The sequence below is a fragment of the Acinetobacter pittii genome (assembly GCF_034067285.1).
GTDB lineage: Bacteria > Pseudomonadota > Gammaproteobacteria > Pseudomonadales > Moraxellaceae > Acinetobacter > Acinetobacter pittii_E.
In genome coordinates this window covers 1,372,860-1,394,551 of sequence record NZ_CP139286.1, presented here as the reverse complement: position 1 = coordinate 1,394,551, position 21,692 = coordinate 1,372,860, and the positions used below count along the sequence as shown (strand labels likewise).

General features: G+C 38.1%; 19 protein-coding genes. 8 read left to right on the top strand and 11 right to left on the bottom strand.

What is annotated here, in order from left to right:
• Window positions 1–46: 46 nt before the first annotated feature.
• The 3 genes from SOI81_RS06585 to amvA form a co-directional block, all read right to left on the bottom strand.
• Window positions 47–2,275 (bottom strand): phosphocholine-specific phospholipase C, encoded by a 2,229-nt coding sequence (locus SOI81_RS06585; protein WP_320541416.1) that lies wholly within the window; start codon window positions 2,273–2,275, stop codon window positions 47–49.
• Between the two features lie 324 nt (window positions 2,276–2,599).
• On the bottom strand, window positions 2,600–4,666 hold the full coding sequence (gene dnaX / locus SOI81_RS06580; protein WP_320541415.1) for a DNA polymerase III subunit gamma/tau: 2,067 nt from the start codon (window positions 4,664–4,666) through the stop codon (window positions 2,600–2,602).
• Window positions 4,667–4,835: 169 nt separating this feature from the next.
• Complete coding sequence (gene amvA, locus SOI81_RS06575) at window positions 4,836–6,314, bottom strand: multidrug efflux MFS transporter AmvA (protein ID WP_239975324.1); 1,479 nt, start codon at window positions 6,312–6,314, stop codon at window positions 4,836–4,838.
• Window positions 6,315–6,439: 125 nt separating this feature from the next.
• On the opposite strand from amvA, the gene SOI81_RS06570 reads away from it, so the two are divergent.
• Window positions 6,440–7,018, top strand: coding sequence for a TetR family transcriptional regulator (locus SOI81_RS06570; RefSeq protein ID WP_016140672.1), 579 nt, complete (start codon window positions 6,440–6,442; stop codon window positions 7,016–7,018).
• A 47-nt stretch (window positions 7,019–7,065) separates the two neighbouring features.
• On the opposite strand, the gene lipL is transcribed toward SOI81_RS06570, so the two are convergent.
• The 3 genes from lipL to SOI81_RS06555 form a co-directional block, all read right to left on the bottom strand.
• Entirely contained in the window at window positions 7,066–8,325 is a 1,260-nt protein-coding gene (lipL, locus tag SOI81_RS06565; RefSeq protein ID WP_239975323.1) for a serine hydrolase domain-containing protein, read from the bottom strand.
• 71 nt (window positions 8,326–8,396) lie between these two features.
• Window positions 8,397–9,251, bottom strand: coding sequence for a MaoC family dehydratase (locus SOI81_RS06560; RefSeq protein WP_239975322.1), 855 nt, complete (start codon window positions 9,249–9,251; stop codon window positions 8,397–8,399).
• A gap of 74 nt (window positions 9,252–9,325) precedes the next feature.
• The gene (locus SOI81_RS06555; protein ID WP_224991267.1) at window positions 9,326–10,717 is read right to left on the bottom strand and encodes a 3-oxoacyl-ACP reductase; all 1,392 of its coding nucleotides are present in this window, start codon (window positions 10,715–10,717) and stop codon (window positions 9,326–9,328) included.
• A gap of 234 nt (window positions 10,718–10,951) precedes the next feature.
• Between SOI81_RS06555 and fadI the strand changes: the two genes are divergently transcribed.
• Window positions 10,952–12,520, top strand: a complete 1,569-nt coding sequence (gene fadI / locus SOI81_RS06550) for an acetyl-CoA C-acetyltransferase (protein WP_262445338.1) — start codon at window positions 10,952–10,954, stop codon at window positions 12,518–12,520.
• A gap of 64 nt (window positions 12,521–12,584) precedes the next feature.
• Here the strand turns inward: fadI and aceI are convergent, their stop codons facing one another.
• Window positions 12,585–13,019, bottom strand: a complete 435-nt coding sequence (aceI, locus tag SOI81_RS06545; protein ID WP_016140667.1) for a chlorhexidine efflux PACE transporter AceI — start codon at window positions 13,017–13,019, stop codon at window positions 12,585–12,587.
• Between the two features lie 90 nt (window positions 13,020–13,109).
• On the opposite strand from aceI, the gene yahB reads away from it, so the two are divergent.
• From yahB to leuE, 3 genes are all read left to right on the top strand, one after another.
• The gene (gene yahB / locus SOI81_RS06540) at window positions 13,110–14,003 is read left to right on the top strand and encodes a LysR family transcriptional regulator (RefSeq protein ID WP_016140666.1); all 894 of its coding nucleotides are present in this window, start codon (window positions 13,110–13,112) and stop codon (window positions 14,001–14,003) included.
• A gap of 130 nt (window positions 14,004–14,133) precedes the next feature.
• A complete protein-coding gene (tal, locus tag SOI81_RS06535; protein ID WP_016140665.1) occupies window positions 14,134–15,123 on the top strand; it encodes a transaldolase in 990 nt (329 codons plus the stop codon).
• A 73-nt stretch (window positions 15,124–15,196) separates the two neighbouring features.
• Window positions 15,197–15,847: a leucine efflux protein LeuE gene (gene leuE, locus SOI81_RS06530; RefSeq protein WP_016140664.1), complete on the top strand. Its 651-nt coding sequence runs from the start codon at window positions 15,197–15,199 to the stop codon at window positions 15,845–15,847.
• Window positions 15,848–15,897: 50 nt separating this feature from the next.
• Here leuE and SOI81_RS06525 read toward each other — a convergent pair whose 3' ends face one another.
• A complete protein-coding gene (locus tag SOI81_RS06525) occupies window positions 15,898–16,371 on the bottom strand; it encodes an Lrp/AsnC family transcriptional regulator (protein ID WP_320541414.1) in 474 nt (157 codons plus the stop codon).
• A gap of 186 nt (window positions 16,372–16,557) precedes the next feature.
• Between SOI81_RS06525 and SOI81_RS06520 the strand changes: the two genes are divergently transcribed.
• Window positions 16,558–17,733: a benzoate/H(+) symporter BenE family transporter gene (locus SOI81_RS06520; protein WP_224991270.1), complete on the top strand. Its 1,176-nt coding sequence runs from the start codon at window positions 16,558–16,560 to the stop codon at window positions 17,731–17,733.
• Between the two features lie 56 nt (window positions 17,734–17,789).
• Here SOI81_RS06520 and SOI81_RS06515 read toward each other — a convergent pair whose 3' ends face one another.
• The 3 genes from SOI81_RS06515 to SOI81_RS06505 all read right to left on the bottom strand — a co-directional run bounded on the left by SOI81_RS06515 (window position 17,790) and on the right by SOI81_RS06505 (window position 19,057).
• Window positions 17,790–18,233, bottom strand: a complete 444-nt coding sequence (locus SOI81_RS06515; RefSeq protein WP_016140661.1) for an RDD family protein — start codon at window positions 18,231–18,233, stop codon at window positions 17,790–17,792.
• A 247-nt stretch (window positions 18,234–18,480) separates the two neighbouring features.
• Window positions 18,481–18,654 (bottom strand): hypothetical protein, encoded by a 174-nt coding sequence (locus SOI81_RS06510; RefSeq protein ID WP_016140660.1) that lies wholly within the window; start codon window positions 18,652–18,654, stop codon window positions 18,481–18,483.
• A 175-nt stretch (window positions 18,655–18,829) separates the two neighbouring features.
• Window positions 18,830–19,057 (bottom strand): hypothetical protein, encoded by a 228-nt coding sequence (locus SOI81_RS06505; protein WP_224991271.1) that lies wholly within the window; start codon window positions 19,055–19,057, stop codon window positions 18,830–18,832.
• A gap of 288 nt (window positions 19,058–19,345) precedes the next feature.
• Here SOI81_RS06505 and SOI81_RS06500 point away from each other — a divergent pair, with 288 nt between their 5' ends.
• Entirely contained in the window at window positions 19,346–19,789 is a 444-nt protein-coding gene (locus SOI81_RS06500; protein ID WP_002115225.1) for a universal stress protein, read from the top strand.
• A gap of 261 nt (window positions 19,790–20,050) precedes the next feature.
• Window positions 20,051–21,637 (top strand): ATP-binding cassette domain-containing protein, encoded by a 1,587-nt coding sequence (locus tag SOI81_RS06495; RefSeq protein ID WP_320541413.1) that lies wholly within the window; start codon window positions 20,051–20,053, stop codon window positions 21,635–21,637.
• Window positions 21,638–21,692 lie beyond the last annotated feature (55 nt).

The following is a 21,692-nucleotide window of genomic DNA, read 5'->3' as shown; positions in this document are numbered from 1 at the left end:
AAATGGGGCAAAAAGAAAATAAACTACTCTTTTTGCCCCTCTCTACTTATATCATTGCAGGATCACTAAAGGAGTCTTCACCCGTCTCAACTCGACCAGCAAAACGTCGGTAATAATACGGATCACTTTGACTGGTGATTTCAAAATCATACCAATGTCCTACGTCAGCCAAAGCCCAATGTTGTTTAACGACTTGACCTGCTTTTATGGTCAGTTGTAACGGTGCATCTTGGCGGTATGCACAAGGTTTTACCGTCAATATTGTATCCTTAGTTCCTTCATTCATGAGTTCGACATACACATCACCGTTGGCAACGTCATAACACACTCGAATTTCTGGTTTAACGCCACTATCGACAATACGTTGAGTATCTCCTTTAAAATGACGATGGTAGCCATTTGGACCGAGTACCCATAAGTCGTAACGACCTAAATTATCTTTTAAAGCGTCCCATTCATCATCTAGCGTTTTATTCGGCTCTACAATATAACGCTTTGGAATACGGTCTAAGTTGAGCTTGTCATATACGTGGAAAACCGCTGCTTGCGTACCCGTATTAGAGAATATCAATTGTACCGTCCCATCTGCTTTACAGCGCGCACTGGTATGCAGCTCGTAAGGTAGCGCACGTGACAGACGTATGCCACTCTGTTGAATCGGCAACTTAATATCTGTCGGTACGGGAACAGCTGGCAAAGCTTCTTGATTTTCTCTTAACTCATCTGCCTGCACACGGGTTTGTTTACCATTAAGCTGCGGTAAAATATCTGCATTTGGTGTTTTAAAGTTAAATGCACTGGTTAAATCACCACACACTGCACGGCGATATGGACTGATATTCGGCTCTTTTATTCCAAAACGTTTTTCTAAAAACATGAGTACAGAGGTATGGTCAAAAACTTGTGAGTTGACCCAACCACCACGGCTCCATGGAGAAATCACATATAACGGGACACGCGGACCCGGACCATAAACTCGTCCATCAGGTGTAGGCTGAGAATGGCTTCCCTCAGGTGCAGCATGGTCAAAATATTCGTCCTGCATATCAGCACTGCTTAATGTTGATTTTCCAGCGTACTGACCATTTTTAAGACGAGATGGCGCTGATGGTGATGGCACATGGTCAAAGTAACCATCATTTTCATCGAAATTGATAATGAGTGCAGTTTTACTCCAGACTTCAGGCACCGCAGTTAACGCGTCAATAATTTCTTGAATAAACCATGCCCCTTGAACTGGGCTTGAAGGATCCGGATGTTCACAATAAATTGATGGCGCATTAATCCAAGAAACTTGCGGTAATTTACCCTCACGAATGTCTCGTTTAAAAGCGTCAAGATATTCTTCTGGTTTATTACCCGGCAACGTATTTGCAATGCCTTTGTATAGGGGGTTTTTGGCATTATCGGTCGCAGCATCATAGGCTTTATACGGTAGCTTTTGACCCGTATCGGCATACGGTTTATTCGGTTCGCCGCCGCTTGAAACTGGATAACCAGATGCAATGTTCGCCTTTCTAAACGTACGAAATGCACCAAGCATATTATCGCCCCATTCATCTGGCATATTTTGATAACAAATCCAGTTTATGCCTGCTTCTTCTAAACGCTCGGCATAGGTCTTCCATGTATAACCACGATCTGCCGTCGCTGGGTTGCCATCAATCCAGTCCCACTCATTGTTCACAAATGAACGCTTGGTCGGTGTTGCACCATTGGTACCCGTCAAATGATAAGAACGATTTGCATCTGTTCCTGTATGCATAGAGCAATGGTAGGCATCACAAATCGTAAAGGCATTCGCAAGTGCAAACTGATATGGAATTTCTTTTTCTTTAAAATAGCCCATGGAGATATCAGTTTTGTGGGTTGGCCAGTTCGCCATACGCCCATTGTCCCAAGCCAACTGACTGTCATTCCATGTATGTGGCGTCCCATCTGCACGCTGTGCATTATTGGCCGTTCCATCCAAGTGAAAAGGTGTTAAAACTTGTCCATTACTTCTAAGCTGCTCCCAGACACGACGGCCACTGGGCAAAGGAATCGTAAAACGATCAGCAAAACCTCGAACACCTTTTAATGTTCCAAAGTAATGGTCAAAAGATCGGTTTTCCTGCATTAAGATAATAACGTGTTCGACATCCTGAATGGTGCCTGTTTTATTGTTTGCAGGAATTGCTAAAGCTTTTTGAATACTCGATGGGAAAGCTGCCAATGCCGCAGCACCAAAACCCATATTTAAAGAGTAATTTAAAAATTTACGGCGTGTAATCATGATCAGGTTCTTTTTATTATTTAAGTTTATGGAGCACAGCGCATTACAGGCTTTTTACCTGTATCTGGCGTATTTGAATTATCATTTGATGAGTCGTTACAACCACTCAGCAGAATCGCGCCAATTAATAAAAGATATGAATATTTAAAAAAATTTATTCCAGTGCATTGCCTTTTCATTGCTATGTACAATCCATTTAAAATCTAAAATGGCTAACATAGAAAAGTACAATGACAGTGACATGACCTGAATATTTCAATCCAGTGAAGAATATGAAAATACTATGATTTTCATATTCTTCACCAGATCAAAACTTAGATGAATTTAAGGCTTTAATTGAATATTTTGCAGTTCGCCATCAAAAGTTTCTATGAGACTCTTAATGACTGGCTGTTGCTGTAATAGCTCAGCTGCTCGGTGAAAGGCCTTTTCTTTACGTGCACTTTGAATGGTATATGGGGTAGATGTATTTAAAGCACCATATTCAACTGTAAATTGAGTATTCGGCCATTGTCCATTTAATGCATCAATAAGCCCTTGTTGTAATTGAGTCAGCATATTTTCATATTCTTGAGGAATATGGAAAACAGTATTGCCACCAATTTCACCAGTCATCACACCATGCTGAGCAAGTTCTTGAACCGCTGGAGACAGTTGACTATTTCTAAACCAGTATTCCCATTTTTCAAGTGTCCACTCACCTTCCAAAACTTGAGGAGAAAGCTTCAAGATATCTTGAGGCATAAGCTGCTCATTATCAGTTACGCTAGAGTCTTTTACAACGGCAACTGTTTCAATAACTTCAGACTGCACCAATGACTGTTGTTCAACAACAGGTTCAGCAGGCAAATCATGAGTTATAGGTGCATCTTGACCAAGGGAAAATTCAGCGCTAGATGATTCAAACAAACCTTGAGGTTCAGCAGAGAAAGCTGGTTCAGATTCAATTTGTTTGGCTTGAGTCTCTGCCTGAACTTGTACTAACTTTTGCTCTGGTACCGGAATGAAATCTTCTTCCAGAACACTAACTGTTTCTTGAACAGCTGCTGACTCAAGCCCAATCAGCTCATGATGATTTGGGTCGAATACCATTAAATCCTGATTAGACTGTGGTTCAGGTTCAGGTTCAGGTTCAGGTTCAGGTTCAGGTTCAGGTTCAACCATAGCGGGTTGACTAATAACTTCAACAGGCTGAACAGTATTTACTGGAGTAATCTCCTGAGCTGTGGGCTGAGTCTGTTGACTCAAAGCTACCACTGCTTGCCCATTTTGCTGAACTGGCTCTGACACTACAATTTCATTTGGTGCTAAAGGACGGAATGCCAATAAGCGTAAAACGCACATTTCAAAACCTTGCTCTTGCGTCACGGCAAGTTGTAAGTCTGAACGTCCTTTACACGCGATCTGATAGTAAAGCTGCAAATCTTGAGCAGAAATCAGCTTAGACAGCTGCATGATTTTGCGATTGATTTCATCGCTATATTTCAAACTCAAATCAGGCAAATATTGCAAAATTGCCAATTCATGCAATGTCGAAATCAACTGATCCAGCACCAGTGAAACATCTAGCGCTTGATGTCTAAATTGCAATAAAAGCTGACTAACTTTCTCACGTTGGTTCTGATGAATCGCTAAAATCAAATCATAAATAATGGTGCGATCAATTAAGCCAAGCATTTCTTTAACATCTTGGTGATGTACCGCACCCTGTCCATAAGCAATGGCTTGGTCAGTTAAAGATAATGCATCACGTAATGAACCTTGAGCAGATTCGGCAATTTGCCAAATTGCATCTTGGTCAGCAGTAATCTGTTCTTTTTCAAGAATAGCGCCAAGATGCTTGGTAATTTCATCTACAGCTAAAGGACGCAGAGTAAATTGCAAACAACGTGAAATGACCGTAATTGGCAGCTTTTGCGGGTCTGTGGTTGCAAACAGAAATTTAACGTGTTCTGGTGGCTCTTCGAGTGTTTTTAATAACGCATTAAAAGAATGCGTCGATAGCATATGTACTTCGTCAATCAAGTAAACTTTAAAACGACCTTGCGTTGGCGCATAAGGAACGTTGTCTAAAAGTTCACGCGTATCTTCTACTTTTGTTCTTGAAGCAGCATCGATTTCGATTAGGTCAATAAAGCGGCCTTCATTTACCGCCTTACAAGTGGCACAGACTTCACATGGCGTAGAAGTCACACCCGTTTCACAGTTCAAACACTTGGCTAAAATACGTGCAATTGTAGTTTTACCTACACCACGCGTTCCTGTAAATAAATAAGCATGGTGAAGACGGCCGCGTTCCAATGCACTGCTTAATGCACGAGAAACGTGGTTTTGCCCCACTAACTCATTGAAATTACGTGGACGGTATTTTCTAGCAAGTACTTGATACATGTATGCTCCTTGTTACAGGCATAAGCATACTTTGTTTTTAAAAGAGAGTGAACGCATAAAGCTCATATCCGTACAGATAAACTGCGAACTACACCATTTGTCTGAACTATCAATGATTTTAAAGTTTCGGAAAAACTGTCTACCGAAACTTTAAATACTATGAAATATTCTAATTTACTTTCTTTGGAAAACTAAACCAGACAAATACAGTTAAAAGGAAGAAACAAATGGCGGAGATGGTAAGCACCCAACTATGTGCATAGCTAAAAGCTTGCTGTGCAACTGCAATTAATTGTCCACCCAAAGGATTTTCAAGATTAGATGCTAATTGCATAGTTTCACCAATCGAAATACTCGCTTTTTCAATTAAGCTTGTCGGAAGCTGTTCTGGCAAAATAATTGAACGACTGTAAAACCAAGACAACATTAATCCAAAAATAGCAACGCCCAAACCAGCGCCAAGCTCATAGGCCATCCCTTCAATAGCACCTGCTGCACTCGCTTTTTGAGGCGGTACAGATGACATAATGGCAGCGGTGGAAGCCAATAAGGCAATTTCAATGCTAAAGCCTAAAAAGACCATACACGTCCATGCTAAAAAGTGATCGGTCGAGAAATTAAGCTGAGCGAGCCCCCATAAACTAAATCCACTTATTAAAATACCAACAGTAGATACAAGTCTAAGTCCCCATTTATTTAAACAGATTCCTGCGAGTGGACCACCTAAACTAATTGCAATCATAAATGGAATAATAAACATCGCTGCCTGTAACGGCGAAAACCCATGTACAAACTGCAACTCTTGAGACAAAAGTAATTCGAACCCAACCAAAGCAATCATCGAAACAACAGCCATGACAATGCTGGTAGAAATCACCGGATGTTTAAATAACTCCAAATCAATCATTGGCGTCGTACTTCTTTTTTGGCTTCGAATGAAGTGAATTAATGTGCTTATACCCACTACGAACATCACAACCGTAAGTACCGAGAAGTTATACATAGCCGATTTGATTGAATAGATAAGACTTAAAATTGCTACAACCAAGATTAAAGCTTGCCCTAAGTTAATAGGCTGATCGGTTTTCTCTTGTTGTTTAGGAATGATCATCACGATCATGAGCAAAACCACTAAAATAATCGGTATGTTAATGAGGAACACGGCTCCCCAATGAAAATGTTCTAGTACAAAACCACCTACCAATGGACCGAAAGCTGCCCCTCCACCACCTACTGTAGACCAAAGTCCAAGTGCAAAATTTCTCTGCTTTTCTTCGGTAAAAGCATTACGAATGCCAGATAAAGTGGCAGGAATAAGCATAGCTGCCCCTAACCCCAAAACAGCACGGGAAGCAATTAGGGCGTAGGCAGTTGGAGAAAAGGCAGCAGCTAGCGAACCAACACCAAAAACTGCGGTTCCAATAAATAATAATTTTTTAAAGCCAATACGATCACCGAGTGCACCCATTGGCAAAATCAAACCCGCCATAATCAGTGAATAAATATCAATGATCCATAAAAGCTGATTGGCAGTTAAATTCAATGCTGCACTTAAAGATGGTGTTGCAACATGCATCACTGTTGCGTCAATCGTAACTGGTAAATATATAAGGACAATAATTGTCAGGATTAACCATTTCTTTTGCATAACGCTCTTCGATATCCAGAACTTGGACATGTGTTCAAATTGTGGTTATTATATACACAACTGGACACTTGTCCAACTTTTAATTTTAATGTAGTTTGTGTCGAATTCAGTCAGGTGAAATAAACATGGCCTATCTTAATCGCGATCAACGCAGAGAAATGATTCTGCAAGCCGCCATGCAAGTTGCTTTGGCTGAAGGTTTTGCAGCTATGACGGTACGTCGAATCGCAACAGAAGCACAAACCTCCACAGGACAAGTTCATCATCATTTTTCTTCGGCATCTCATTTAAAAGCTGAAGCTTTTTTAAAGCTGATGGAACAGCTTGATGAAATTGAACAAACCTTAAAAACAACTAGCCAATTTCAAAGAGTCTTCATTTTATTGGGTGCAGAAAACATCGATAGACTTCAGCCCTACCTACGCCTATGGAATGAAGCTGAACTCTTAATTGAACAAGATATTGAAATACGAAAGGCTTATAACCTTGCTATGCAGAGTTGGCATGAAACAATTGTGCAGGCCATTGAATGTGGCAAACAACAAGGTGAATTTAAAAACATATCCAACTCAACAGACATTGCGTGGCGACTCATTGCCTTTGTGTGCGGATTAGAAGGTATTTATCAACTTGGATTACAAGGTTTAGCTGAAGAAGACTTCAAGCGCCATACCGAAGCGATTATTCGACTAGAATTATTATAAATATTGAGCTGGCATTGCTTAAAAATACCAGCTTTAAAATATTAAAATTAGAACCAGCCTTTACGGCCTTTTAAAATTTGGTCGGTACACCGTAAGGCTTCTTGAGTCAGTCCCCATAAACGGTAATCGCCCGTTATTGAACCAATCTGGAAGTTATGCGTATAGGCAAAGCTAAGATCACGCTCAGGATCGCACCACGCCCCTGAACCGTTGTAACCAATATGTCCAAAGCCATTTTTAGCGCGTTTACCCATGGTAATAATACGGTGATAGCCTAAACGCCAATTCATCGGAATTGGCATGACACGATCACGTGCATAACTTTGAATAGTACTAAGTTCTTTAAATACTTCTGGGCGAATCAATTGTTGTCCATCCCATTCACCTTGATTTGCTAGCATCGCATAAATTTTAGCAAGGCTATTTGCAGTAAACGTGCCGTTCGCTGCCGGAATGACTGCTTGAAGTCCCTCATCACTAAAGAAACTAAAATTTTTCATTCCTTTTGGAATCATGGCATCCTGAAAATCTTGCGGGTCTTGTCCAGTCCACGTAATCATTTTTTCAGAAAGTGAACTTTTACGGGGCTGAGGCTTTTTAGGTTTTTCAGCTTGAGTAGACGCTGGTTTTTCTGGTTTCGGTTGAATTATTAAACGTGCTACACGATCTAACTCGCTTACAGGCGTTCCAAAGTAAGCACCATCTAACTGCAAAGGTTCAACCAGATATTTTTGCATGAGCTGATCTAGAGATTGACCAGTTGCTTTTTCGAGTACACCACCCACCAACCAACCAAATGTTAAGGCTTGGTAGGCATTACCCTCTCCTGCAAGGAATCTAGGCTTAGTCGCCGCAACCACATCTAACATATGTGACCAGTCAAGCATTTCTCTCGCACTTTCGATGATATTACGAACATCAAACATGCCGCTTTGATGGCTTAGCACATGGCGCAATGTCATTTGCTCTTTTCCATTTTGAGCAAACTCAGGCCAACAGGTCGTAATCGGTTTGTCGTATTCTAAAAAACCTTCACTTACTAAAATATGCGCTAAAGTTGCAAGTACACCTTTACCCGTAGAGTAGCAAACTGCCAAAGTTTCAGGTTGCCAAGCTTCATTTTGTGATTGTAGACCGGTGTAGATATCTACAACTTTTTGGCCTCTAAAATAAACCGCTAAAGCAGCTCCACCTTGTCCTGTTCTAGCATCTTGAAGACGGCTGAACTGGTGAGCTAAATCAATAAAACGTTCATCTAAAATACCGTGATAGTTATGGGTATCGGCCAGTAAAATTTCTTTAATCACATGAAGTTCCTTGCATTTTTTGTTATTTTGCTCAAAAGCAGCCCAAACATTTGCTTAGGCTGCTGATATTTTTATAATGCTTTTACTGTTCCTGCAACATGCGGTTTTTGTGATTTCGCATTACGAATCAAGAAATCAGTCTTTTTGTCTGCATTGGCAGTTAAAAACTCAACTTTTGATGGCAAGAACATTGGCAGCTTAAACCACACATCTGCTTCATAAGCATTTGGCAGCTCAAGATTAGCTAAAGCTTTTGCTTTGCTCCACATACCATGAGCAATTGCTTGTTTAAAACCAAATGCTTTTGCTGTGATGGCATGGATATGGATTAAGTTAAAATCACCAGACACTTTTGCGTAACGGCGGCCAGTGTTTTCTAAAATATCCCACTGGGCTTTTGGAGCATAAGAAGGTGCTTGTTCTTCTTTAGCTTTCTCACCCACTCTTTTCTCAACTTTTTGGCGAGATAAATAAGTGGTTAAGCCTTCCATCACCACTTCATTGCCAATTTTTGCCGTGGTAATAAAGTCAAACTGAACACCTTTATCATGCGGTTTTAGTTCCCCAAATTTGCATGACAAAGTTAGTTTTTCAGTTACACCAATTGGTCTAGTCTGTTTAATCTGGTTGCGGATATGCACTAAACCTAAAATTGGAAATGGAAAGGCTTCTGCCGTCATCATATGCATTTGCAAACTTTGAGAAAGCACAGCCAAATAAATTGCTGGTACAAAGCCATTATTTTTAAAACCACATACTTCGTTATACGCTTTGAGATGGTTCTGATCAATTTCTAGAGCATCAACCACATATTCAACTTGCGGTAAGATTTTTGGGCCCTTAGGCTTTTTAAAAATTAAACCTTGTACTACTTTTGGGTAAGCCAATGCCGCTTTTGGTAGCTGGCTAAAATGACGAGTATTCATACCTAACCTTTTATAATTTATAGATTCTTGAATAAAAAAGGGATGCACAAGCACCCCTATTTCACTAAAAGTGCTTAAGCGCCCAACAAGCTTTGACCACACACACGTACAACGTTGCCATTTACGCCTGTAGAAGCAGTTGATGCAAACCATGCAATCGTTTCTGCTACATCAACAGGTAAACCACCTTGTTGCATCGAGTTCATACGGCGACCAGCTTCACGAATTGCAAATGGAATTGCAGCTGTCATTTGTGTCTCAATAAAGCCAGGAGCTACTGCGTTGATGGTAATACCATTTTTTAGAATAGGTGCAGTAAATTTCACTAGGCCAATTACACCAGCTTTCGATGCAGCATAGTTGGTTTGACCAAGGTTACCCGCAATACCGCTAATTGATGATACACAAACAATGCGGCCATTTGCATTTAGACCATCATTTTCTAATAAATAGTCATTTACGCGTTCAGCAGCAGACAAGTTAATGTTAATTACCAAGTCCCAAAGCTCTGGCTTCATGTTTGCCAAAGTTTTGTCACGAGTAATACCCGCGTTATGAACGATAATATCTAAACCACCTTGTTTTGCAGCAGCAGCTTTAATTTTTTCGCCCGCATCAGCAGCTGTAATGTCAATTGCCAATGTAGAGCCACCAATATCAGCAGCTACACGGTCAAGATCAGCTTGTTGTTGGGGCACGTCTAAACAAATAACATGCGCGCCGTCACGTGCCAATACATGTGCAATTGCTTCACCGATACCACGGCTCGCACCTGTTACCAACGCAGTTTTACCAGCAAGCGGTTTTGCCCAATCAACATCAACTACATCTGCTTTAGAAACACGAATTACTTGACCAGACACATAAGCTGAACGTGGAGAAAGTAAGAAACGTAAAGTTGATTCAAGGTTTGCAGCAGCACCTTCATCTACATATACAACTTGGGCAGTAATACCCTTTTTAAATTCTTTACCTACAGATTTAATAAAGCCTTCAAGTGCACGCTGAGCAATCGCCTGTTTTACAGTTTTTGCAGTTTCAGGTGTTGTACCAATAACAATCACACGACCAGAAGTCGCAACTTGACGTGCAATCGGGTTAAAGAATTTATAAAGTTCATTTAACTGTTCTGAGTTTTGGATACCAGACGCATCAAATACTACTGCTTTGAATTTTGATTCTTTATCGCCTGCATTAAATGGGCGTAAATTTAAACCAACTTTTGCAGCTTCTTGCTGTAATGCAACATGATTACCTACATAGCTATCTGCATGAATATTGCTAAGTACTTGTGCAATCGCACCAGACAATACACTTGACGGCGCTGCGCCAACCAATACTGCACCATTCACTACTGGCTGAGCACTTTCAAAACGCTCTAATACAACAGGTGATGGTAAACCCAGATTTTTGACAACGAATTTACCAATAGGAGATTGTGTAAATGCTTGGTATTGATCAGTCATGATTATTATCTCTCAAAAAAATGATTTTCTACGACAGGCTTCATTATGTTATGAAATGGAGAGGAACAATATGAAAGCGGCCGTTCATTAGAGTCATCCCAAATCATACTTGAGTTCATCTTTTGATGTCTTGACCTGAATGCTATCTACAATGTCATTCTAGTCAATACAGGTCTATTTGAATTGTGTTAAGGTAGCTTATAAGAATATCGTTAATATGCTTGGAAAAGCCTTATGAGCAAACCAACTCAAGAAAATCCAGCAGTCGAAAATTCTGCTCAGGAAAAAGTGTCAAATACATCAAAGCCGGCTTCTAACACGGCTAAGCGTAACAGTACTACTCCTAAAGCAGCAACTAATACTCCAAAAACGACACGTACTCGTTCAACGACTGCACCTGCACGTAGCCCCCGTACTAAGAGTGCCGCTACAGCAACTACTTCTACATCTTCAAATGTAGCTGCAGAACCAAAAGCAACAAAAACCAAAACTTCTGTTCAACAGGATAAAACCATGAGCCAAAACACTGTTCGCCGCGTTGCAATTATTGGTGGCAACCGTATTCCATTTGCACGTTCAAATACTGCTTATTTTAAAGCGTCTAATTCTGACATGCTGACAGCAGCATTAAACGGTTTGGTTGAGCGCTTTAATTTACAAGGTAAGCGTATTGGTGAAGTCGTTGCGGGTGCTGTTTTAAAACATAGTCGTGACTTCAATATGACTCGTGAAGTTGTATTGAGCACAGATCTTGCTCCTGAAACTCCTGCTTATGACATTCAAATTGCTTGTGGTACAGGTTTACAAGCAGCTTTTGTTGTTGCAAACAAAATTGCACTTGGTCAAATTGACGTAGGTATTGCCGGTGGTGTAGACACCACGTCTGATGCACCGATTGCTGTAGGTGATGGTTTACGTAAAGTTTTACTTGAACTCAATGTTGCTAAAACTGGTAAAGACCGTCTTAAAGCTTTAACAAAAATTGATTTTAAAAAGCTTCTTGATGCACCAAGTAACGGTGAACCACGTACTGGCCTTTCAATGGGTGAGCACCAAGCAATCACTGCTTTAGAATGGGGTATCACTCGCGAAGCACAAGATGAGTTAGCTGCTAGCAGCCATCAAAAACTTGCTGCTGCTTATGAGCGTGGTTTCTTTGATGACTTAATGACTCCATTCTTAGGTCTTAACCGTGACAACAACTTACGTGCAGACAGCACAGTTGAAAAGCTAGCTAAATTAAAACCAGTTTTCGGTAAAGGCGAAACTGCAACAATGACAGCTGGTAACTCAACTCCGTTAACTGACGGTGCTTCTGTTGTCTTGCTTGCTTCTGAAGAATGGGCAAAAGAAAACGGTCATGAAGTTTTAGCTTACCTTTCTTTCTCTGAAACAGCAGCTGTTGACTTCATTGGCAAGAACGGTCCTAAAGAAGGCTTATTGATGGCTCCTGCTTATGCAGTACCTCGTATGCTTAAACGTGCGAATCTTAAACTTCAAGATTTTGATTTCTACGAAATCCATGAAGCATTCGCATCTCAAGTGTTATCTACTTTGAAAGCTTGGGAAGATGAAAAATTCTGTAAAGAACGTCTTGGTTTAGATGCACCTTTGGGTTCAATCGATCGCTCTAAACTGAACGTAAATGGTTCATCTTTAGGTGCAGGCCATCCATTTGCTGCAACTGGTGGTCGTATCTTAGCTACTGCTGCTAAATTGATTAATCAAAAAGGTTCAGGCCGCGCATTAATCTCGATCTGTACAGCAGGTGGTGAAGGTGTGGTTGCGATTGTAGAAAAATAATTTCTATAATGAACTAACAAAATAAGCACCCTTTTGGGTGCTTATTTCATTTCAATAGATTAGCTTAATGAAGTGATGCAGCTTTAGCATCGGGGAAAAATTTATCTTCGATATAGTCATAACACCACTGAAAAATAAAGGTATAAACCAAAATACATAAGGTTAAGCCAATATCTAAAATAAATGCATCAATAACACTCATCTGCATCATATAGGCGATCATCGGTACAGTCGCAATCAGCAAACCGCCTTCAAAACCAATCGCATGTAAAATCCGTACAGGGATCGTTCTTTCCCAATTATATTTATGCTCTACTTTTTCGAAATAATGGTTAAAAATCATATTCCAGAAAACTGAAACCACCGCCATAAACACACCGAGTGTTCCGGTCACTTCCATCGGCATATCAAAAATAAAACTTAATGCAATCGCAATGATGACCAATAAAATTCCTTCATAACTGATTGCATGAATGAGTCTTCTCTTGGAAATCAACATTTTTAAATACTCAATAATTACTTGGATAATGTGCATTTTATTTTTATAATATTGATTAATCCAATCAGGTTCTTTCAGTTTTTTTGACAGATGAATATTAATCAAGAACAACTACTCATGTTTCAAGCTGTGATTGAAACTGGCTCTTTTTCTGCAGCAGCCCGTAAACTTGGCAAAGTTCCTTCGGCTGTAAGCATGTCTATTGCCAACTTAGAAATTGATCTGAACTTAACATTATTTGACCGTAAAGGCCGTGAACCTATTCCTACTGACGAAGCACGAGTTTTATATGAAAAGACATCTCAGCTTTTGATTGAGATGAATCAATGGAAACAACATGCTCATGCATTAAGTACAGGGTTAGAAGCTAATTTAACTATAGTGATTGTCTCTGAACTCTTACATACCAATTGGACTGACTATATTTGTCTTTTAGAGAACCGCTTTCCAGACTTACAAATTAATATTGTGTCTGCCCCTCAAGAAGATGCGCTCCAAATGCTATTGGACGGGTCTGCCCAACTTGCACTGATGTTTGAACGCGAGAACTTAGATAATAGAGAACAATTTGTAGAACTAAAACGTGAGGCTCTAATTCCAGTCATTTCAAATAACCATCCTCTAGCCAGCCAAAATCAGGTTTCTTATGAGCAGATCCTCACTACACGACAAATTGTAGTCGCAAGTCGTGATGAGACTTTAAAGCCTGAATTACTTTTTTCAAAACATTATTGGCGTACAGACAACCACCACTCTGCTTGTTTAATGATTTTACGTAATCTAGGTTGGGGTGTTCTTCCTCAAGAAATGTTTAAAGAAAACCCTGAATTAAAAAATAAACTTAAAGTATTGGATTTATTGGATTTCACTCCACGCTTTGAATATTATGTCGACTTGGTTTGGAGCCGGGAAAGTGAACTTGGTGCCGCTGCTAGATATCTCATTGAGTATATCCGTACGCAAAGAATGCAACAGGTGCCTTAAAATTATTTCAATTTAGATGCAGAACCTAAACGTTTTTCTTTGAAAGATAACAATTGATATATCGACAGCATGAATAGACTTTGTGCTATAAAGAAAACATAAGATTTATTACTGAAGATGTTGAATATCAATGACTCATACAGCACTTGACCAATTAAAAACATTAACGACCGTTGTTGCCGACAGTAGTGACCTTGATGCAATTCGTAAATTCCGTCCATTAGACGCGACGACTAATCCTTCATTGATTACGGCAGCAGCAGAACAACCAGAAAGTAAAGAGCTCATTGAAGATGCTTATTATCAAGCCAAAGAAGAAGGCTATACCAATGATGAATTAATCGAAAGAACCATTGATATTCTAACCGTAAAATTTGGTGTAGAAATTTTAAAACTGATCGAAGGCCGAGTTTCAACAGAAGTGGATGCTGCACTTTCATATGACACTGAAGCAACTATTCAAAAAGCACATGAATTATGTGAACTTTACAAAGGTTATGGGATTGATCAGTCACGTATTCTGATTAAAATTGCTTCGACTTGGGAAGGTATTCAAGCTGCTAAAGTATTAGAAGCTGAAGGTATTGCTTGTAACCTCACCCTCCTTTTCGGTTTACATCAAGCTCAAGCATGTGCAGATGCAAAAGTAACTTTAATTTCGCCATTTGTAGGTCGTATCTTAGATTGGTACAAAAAAGCTGAAGGTGTAGATGCTTACCCAATCGAAAAAGACCCAGGTGTTGTATCAGTGAAGAAAATCTATACCTATTACAAACAGCAAAACATTCCAACTCAAGTGATGGGTGCAAGCTTCCGTAGCATCGACCAAGTACTTGGTCTTGCTGGATGTGATTTACTTACGATCTCACCAAGTTTACTTACCCAACTTGAGCAAGATACACGTACAGTTGATGCGGCACTTGATGCCTCTCAAGCAAAACAAGCAGAAGCGATTGTTCGACCAGCGCAAGATGAACAAAGCTTTAAAGATGAACTTAACCATGACTTAATGGCATTTCAGCTTTTACAAGGTGGTGTTGATGGCTTTATCAAAGCACGTGACCAATTAAGCCTTTTGTTACGTCAGTCTTTTGGAATTGATGCGGAAATAAAATCTTAAAAAACTGCACTTTTCATACAAAATCACCGATTTTTGTTATCATGACAAAAATCGGTTTTTTATTGGGTTTCTCGTGTTCGGCATAACAGACTTAACAACATATATTATTGGTACATTCCTAATTGTGTTATTGCCCGGACCCAATTCTCTTTATGTGATGTCAATTGCTTCACGTTACGGCATTAAAACCGGATATATGGGTGCATTCGGTATTTTCACCGGTGACCTTATTTTAATGCTGTGTACAGTGCTTGGTGCTGCTTCTTTACTTAAAGCCTTTCCATGGGTATTTGTTATTCTTAAATTAACAGGTGCACTTTATCTTTCTTACTTAGGCTTTAAACTATTACAAGGCAGTATTCAACGCTGGAAACAACGTAATCAACGTCAACCAGAAATGGCCGATTTACCCGCTTTAGATAAAATTCATCCTTATAAAACAGCACTTAGTATCAGTTTACTCAATCCTAAAGCAATTTTATTTTTCCTCTCTTTCTTTGTTCAATTTGTTGAACCAGACTACGCTTATCCTGCTCTGAGCTTTTTAATTTTAGCGATTATTTTACAGATTATTAGTTTTAGTTATTTAACTGCATTAATCTTCTCTGGCATCAAACTCTCGGCATTTTTTAAAGAGAACCATAAAATTGCAGCAAGCGGAATCTTTCTCGTAGGAATTCTATTTTTTGGGTTTGGTTTAAAACTAGCAACTTCAACGATTTAATCATTTTACCCTATCAGTTTTGTATTAGAAAGTTAAAGCATGATGAGCCATTAAAATGCCAGCATGCCATCTGTTTTAACTTCATTCAGCACAAAAAATGTTCTGACTTGTCTTACTCCGGGTAAAGCAATAATCTTTTCGCTATGAAATCGATTAAACGCAGCTAAATCTTTAACACGGATTTTGAGAAAATAATCGACTTCCCCAGCTACCAGATAACATTCTAAAACATTTTCCAAATCACCCGATGCTTGTTCAAAAGCCTGAAAGCTATCAGGAGTTGAACGATCCAAAACTACACCGACTAACACCACAGTACCACGTTGAACGGTATGGGGATTGATCCGAGCACGAACATCCAAGATGGCCCCAATCTTAAAAAGGCGCTGAGTATGATTCCAACAAGATGATGTACTAATGCCTACAAGTTTTGCCAACTCAGCATTACTTAAACGTCCATTTTCTTGTAAAGCACGCATAATTTTCAGTTCAAGGGGTGTCAAATTTTCAGCTTGCTCTTCCATAAAATAATATCCCAAATTAATTATTAGTTCCGAAATAAATAATAGCATTATTCAATATTTTAAAAATATTATTTCTTTTTTATGCTCAAAATAGAAAGCACCTTCTTAAAAAAAATTGTTAAATTCACCCCAACTGGAAGCAATGGCAGAAGCCTATAAACTTTTCTTGGATTTAGAACACGTATTATGCAAAAGATTCTTCAAGATTTTTCAATTCCGGCAGTATTTGCTGGCTTTATTACTTTTTTAATCGGTATTAGTGTTTCGGCCGTTTTAGTCATTCAAGCGGCTCAAATTTTAGGTGCTTCACCTGAACAGATTACCTCTTGGTTTTGGGCATTAGGTCTAGGAATTGGCTTATCGGGACTCATTCTTTCTTGGAAATTTAAGTATCCCGTAGCGACTTCATGGTCAACCGCTGGTCTTGCTTTAATTATGGCAACAGGCAGTGGATATAGTTTAAATGAAGCGATTGGTGCTTTTTTAGTGGGTGGTTTACTCACTGCTATTTTGGGCTTTTCAGGTATTTTTCAAAAAGCTTTGTCATATATTCCTCAAAGCTTAACCAGTGCCATGCTTGCTGGAGTCTTACTCAAATTTGGTATCTCACTTTTCGCAAGTTTACAAAATGATTGGGCATTTATTTTGTCCTTACTTAGCATATATGTCATTACAAAAAGATTGTGGCCGCGTTATAGCATTGTATTTACCGCAATTGCAGGAATTGCCCTCTGCCCCGTTTTTTTAGAATTTCATATGCCTACACTTCAGTGGTCTTTAGCAAAGCCTGTTTGGATTAGTCCAGACTTTAGTTGGTCGGCACTGTTGGGCTTAGCTTTACCACTGTTTGTGATTAATATGGCCTCGCAATATTTACCGGGAATTGCCATGATCAAAAGTTATGGTTACAAACCACACGTTAACCAACTCATTGGCTGGACAGGTTTAACTCAAGCTTTGCTTGCCCCTTTTGGTTGTTACACCGTAAATATTGCTGCCATTAGTGCTGCGGTAAGCTTAGATGATCAAGTTCATCCTGACCCTAACAAACGCTATATTGCGGGCATGAGCTGCGGATTTTTCTACATCTTAATGGGCTTGTTTGCTGCAACACTCACAAGTTTATTGATGTCATTTCCTCACATTTTTATTGTAGCTTTGGCAGGCATTGCTTTACTTGGTACGATTAGCCACAACGTTGCAATTGCCTTTGCTCAAGTTGAAGAACGTGAAGCCGCATTATTTACCTTTTTATGTAGTGCTTCGGGTATTCAATTTTTCGGTATTGGTTCAGCATTTTGGGGATTAATTGTCGGTATCCTTGTATTTGTAATACTTAAATTTAAAACCAAAAGAAACTAATAAAAAGCGTTCATAGCCTGCTATTTTCAATGCTATGAACGCCTTTGCCATAATTCTTATAGCTCTCTGACTACGACTGTTTTTGCCATTTTGTCATGCCACCCTTGTTTTTTAGAATCAAATGCAACCCAGAAAAGGCCAATGCCAAACACTAAAATTGATGGAATATAGCCAATGTAGCGGATAATACTTTGCATAACAGTGAGCTTATTGCCTGTTTTTTCATCTAAAACTTTTAATCGCATTAAACGTTTACCAGGTGTTCCCGCAAAATACAACCAACATAAAACTGAATACAAGAAAGGAAATGCATAGTTCACAATAAGATCGAACAAATAATTTTGTGGCTGACTACTTAAGCCAGTAGCAAAAACCAAGTCATAATCTCCCCGATAAAAAATCCATGCCGCTGGAATAATTGCTAAAAAAAGAATCAGACTATCAATAATCATTGCACCAAATCTTAACCAGAACCCTGCATACTCATACTTATAAGACATGCTCACCTCACTTTGTTATTGTTTAATAGATCAAAACGTTCTTACAATTTTAATTTTATCCTAAAGGAATCTTTTTTAGTTTTAAATACTTAAATAAATTTAATATTTTCTACTTTTATATTTTATTGTAATTATTTTGATCAAAATAAATCTAAATTTAATATTTTAAAACTGACACTTTTTATGTCAGTTATATTGAAATACTTTTTCTAGTCGATGAAAATTAAATTAAAGATAAATATTATATTTATTCCCAAAATAAAATATCTATTTTAAACTCATTTTTTAATAGTAATGCTGCAAATAATACACCTAACCCAATGACAATTAAAAAAACACTTAAACTGAATAGTCCACAAATAATAGCTATAGCACCTAATATAGCTAATATATAGAATATAATTACACTAAATGTTGGCATTTCAATTTATTCCACTACTTAAAATAAAAGCAATTTATTTTATCGAGTTTATAAACGATTGCTGTTTTCAAATGTTGGTTACACTATTAATTTGTATCATCATACAATAATCATGTTATTAAACTTAATTAGTGTTACTTTGTTTTAATAACGAGTGATGCAGTTCACATAATTTTTAACGAATTTCAAAGTAATGTTTTTCAGTTACAAGTTTAATTTTTAAATTTTTATATAAACGTTCTTTTGAATCTTCGAGTGAAGGAACAACTTTTTCTGCAAATTTATCTTCCGTCATGAGTCTGGCATAAGTTTTGTAGCCAATGATTAATTTTTGGGGTTCTTTACCGGTTTGACGAAACTCTTCAATGAGCTTATTTACTTTCTTTGCTGTTAAATCTGCCATCTTCCTTTCTCCCCCTAAATTTACTATTTTGTTATACGGGTTCTATGTGACAGAAATATGAATAGTAATTTTTTGTAATTTTCATGTAAATATTAAAGATTTACTTCTGTAGTGTGGTCACCCATTTACAGTGAAGCAGAAAATTCATTCAAAATAATGATTTATATTGTTTTTGTTTAATTTCAAATACTTTCAATTGAATAGATGTCTCCAAAGAATGAAATATGTTAATCTTTAATTAATAAAAGCTTCATACATATAACAACTGTAAATAAGAGGAATAACATCATGAATTATCAACATATTATTGTACCAGTAGATGGTTCTGAAATTTCTTTAGCAGCAGCTAGACAGGCAGCCCACATTGCAAAGGCATTTGGTAGTAAATTGACCGCCATTAGTTTGGTTGCGGTAGACCCTTTTAGTGGCGTAGATTTTTATTACATCTCACCTGTTGTAAAAGATTATTTTGTTGAAGCACGTGCCAATGCAGAAAAGACTCTCGCTAAAGTAAAAGCTTTATGTGCAGAAGAAGGTATTGATGCAGAGACTCAAATTATCCAAGGTGAAATTTCTTCAGATGGTATTTTGAAAGCTGTAGAAGACTTAGGTTCTGATTTGATTGTGATTGGTTCACATGGTCGTAAAGGCTTCCAAAAACTAATATTAGGTAGTTTTGCTCAAGATGTTTTAAATAGCACTAAAATTCAAGTTTTAGTCGTAAAAGAGTAAAACCCTAGAAAGACAAAAGCCCAATCTAATGATTGGGCTTTTTAACAGAATAACTCCTAGAAATTTTACACTTATCTAAAACCTCTATAGAATAGTTCATTATTCCCCCAAATTTTGTGAGTCACGCCAATGAAGTAAGTCTTTTTTCTCATCAATTTTTTCTTTCTTTGATGTGCAAAATAGACTATTTTTGTGATTTACCATCTCTCCTAAAAATTATTACTCTCCTATTTTGTACATCCTGTATTTATGAGGTTTTTTATGACTCAACAGGCATGTGTAATATCGCAACTTACCTTAGAATTCCCTTCAAAGGTAATGTTTAAGCATCTAAATTTTAGTCTTGAATCAAATCAGGTATCTGCACTAATTGGTCGTAATGGCCAAGGTAAATCTTTGCTTATGCAAATGTTAAATGAGACGCTTGCAGCAGATTCAATTTTTATTTCTGGCCAAATATCTTGGCATGTGAAGCATGCATATTTACCTCAATTACATCGTTTGACGGCGCTGACCATTGCCGAAGCATTAAATATCTTAAATATTTATCAGGCTTTTAAAAGAGTCGAACAAGGTGATGCTAGTTTTGAAGATTATGATTTATTAGAAGGTAAATGGGACTTACCCACCTTATGGAATACCCTATTAGAAAATGCTGGTTTACCAACAGATTTAGATTTTCCAGTTAAAAATTTAAGTGAAGGTCAAAAAACCAAGTTAGCTTTAAGCTGTTTATTTCTAAAAACAGATCACTATCTATTACTTGATGAGCCTAGCAATCATCTAGATCAGGAATCTAGGCAATGGTTAATTAATCATTTGAAAAAACACCCAGCAGGTGGACTGATTATTAGCCATGATCGGACTTTATTAAATGAAGTAGACCATATTTATCATTTAAATGAACATGGACTACATCACACCACAGGAAACTATGAAAAATTTTATGAGCAATATCAGATAAATATTGCTGCTCTGGAGCAATCCATTCAACAAAACCAACGTGAAGTTAAACACATGAAGCAAAAGCAGCATGATGTATTAATGAAAGCTCAAAAACGTGAGCGTGCTGGTAATAAATTAAGAGAATCAAATTCTCAAGCCAAAATTTTGCTCGACTTTAAAAAGGAACAAGCAGGCCAAAGTATTGCCGCTCTACAGTCTCAACATCAACGACAAATTTCGAACAGTCAAAATGAATTAAAAGACAAGAAAATGCTTCTTGAAACCGTCAAACCTCAACAGTTTGTATTCCCAACTTTTCAGAAGAAATCAGGTGAAATACTTCGTATTAAAAAACTTAAACTGAAACATGGAACTCAAAGACCCATTGATCTCGCTGTACAAGCTGCTCAAAAAATTCACATAACTGGACAAAATGGCATTGGAAAGTCAACTTTGCTTAAAGCAATTTATGAACAGAACAAGCAGCCATGTGACAGCATCCACTTATCTGTAGGGTGTTTCTATCTCGACCAGAACTTTAGCTTTTTATGTGACGAGATGACTGTGATTAACAATCTAACTCAACTGAATAATGAACTTTCAGAAGTCGAGTGGCGGAATTTATTAGGTCAACTCCGAATCCGCGGTGATAAAGGTACACAACTACTGTCTCAGCTAAGTGGTGGTGAAAAACTAAAAGTAGCTTTATTGGCTCTTAGTCAGATAAAACCTACACCTGAACTTCTGTTATTAGATGAACCCGAAAATCACTTAGATATTGAATCTAAGGAGTTACTCGCTCATGCAATTCAGAGTTATGAAGGCGCCGTATTACTCATTTCACACGACCCATTGTTTGTAGAAAATTGCGGTATAAGTGAGTCATTTACATTAGCCGAATAGTTTTTTTCAGACTATTGTGCAAATTTACTAGTTCTCATTTGAGAGCTAGTAAATT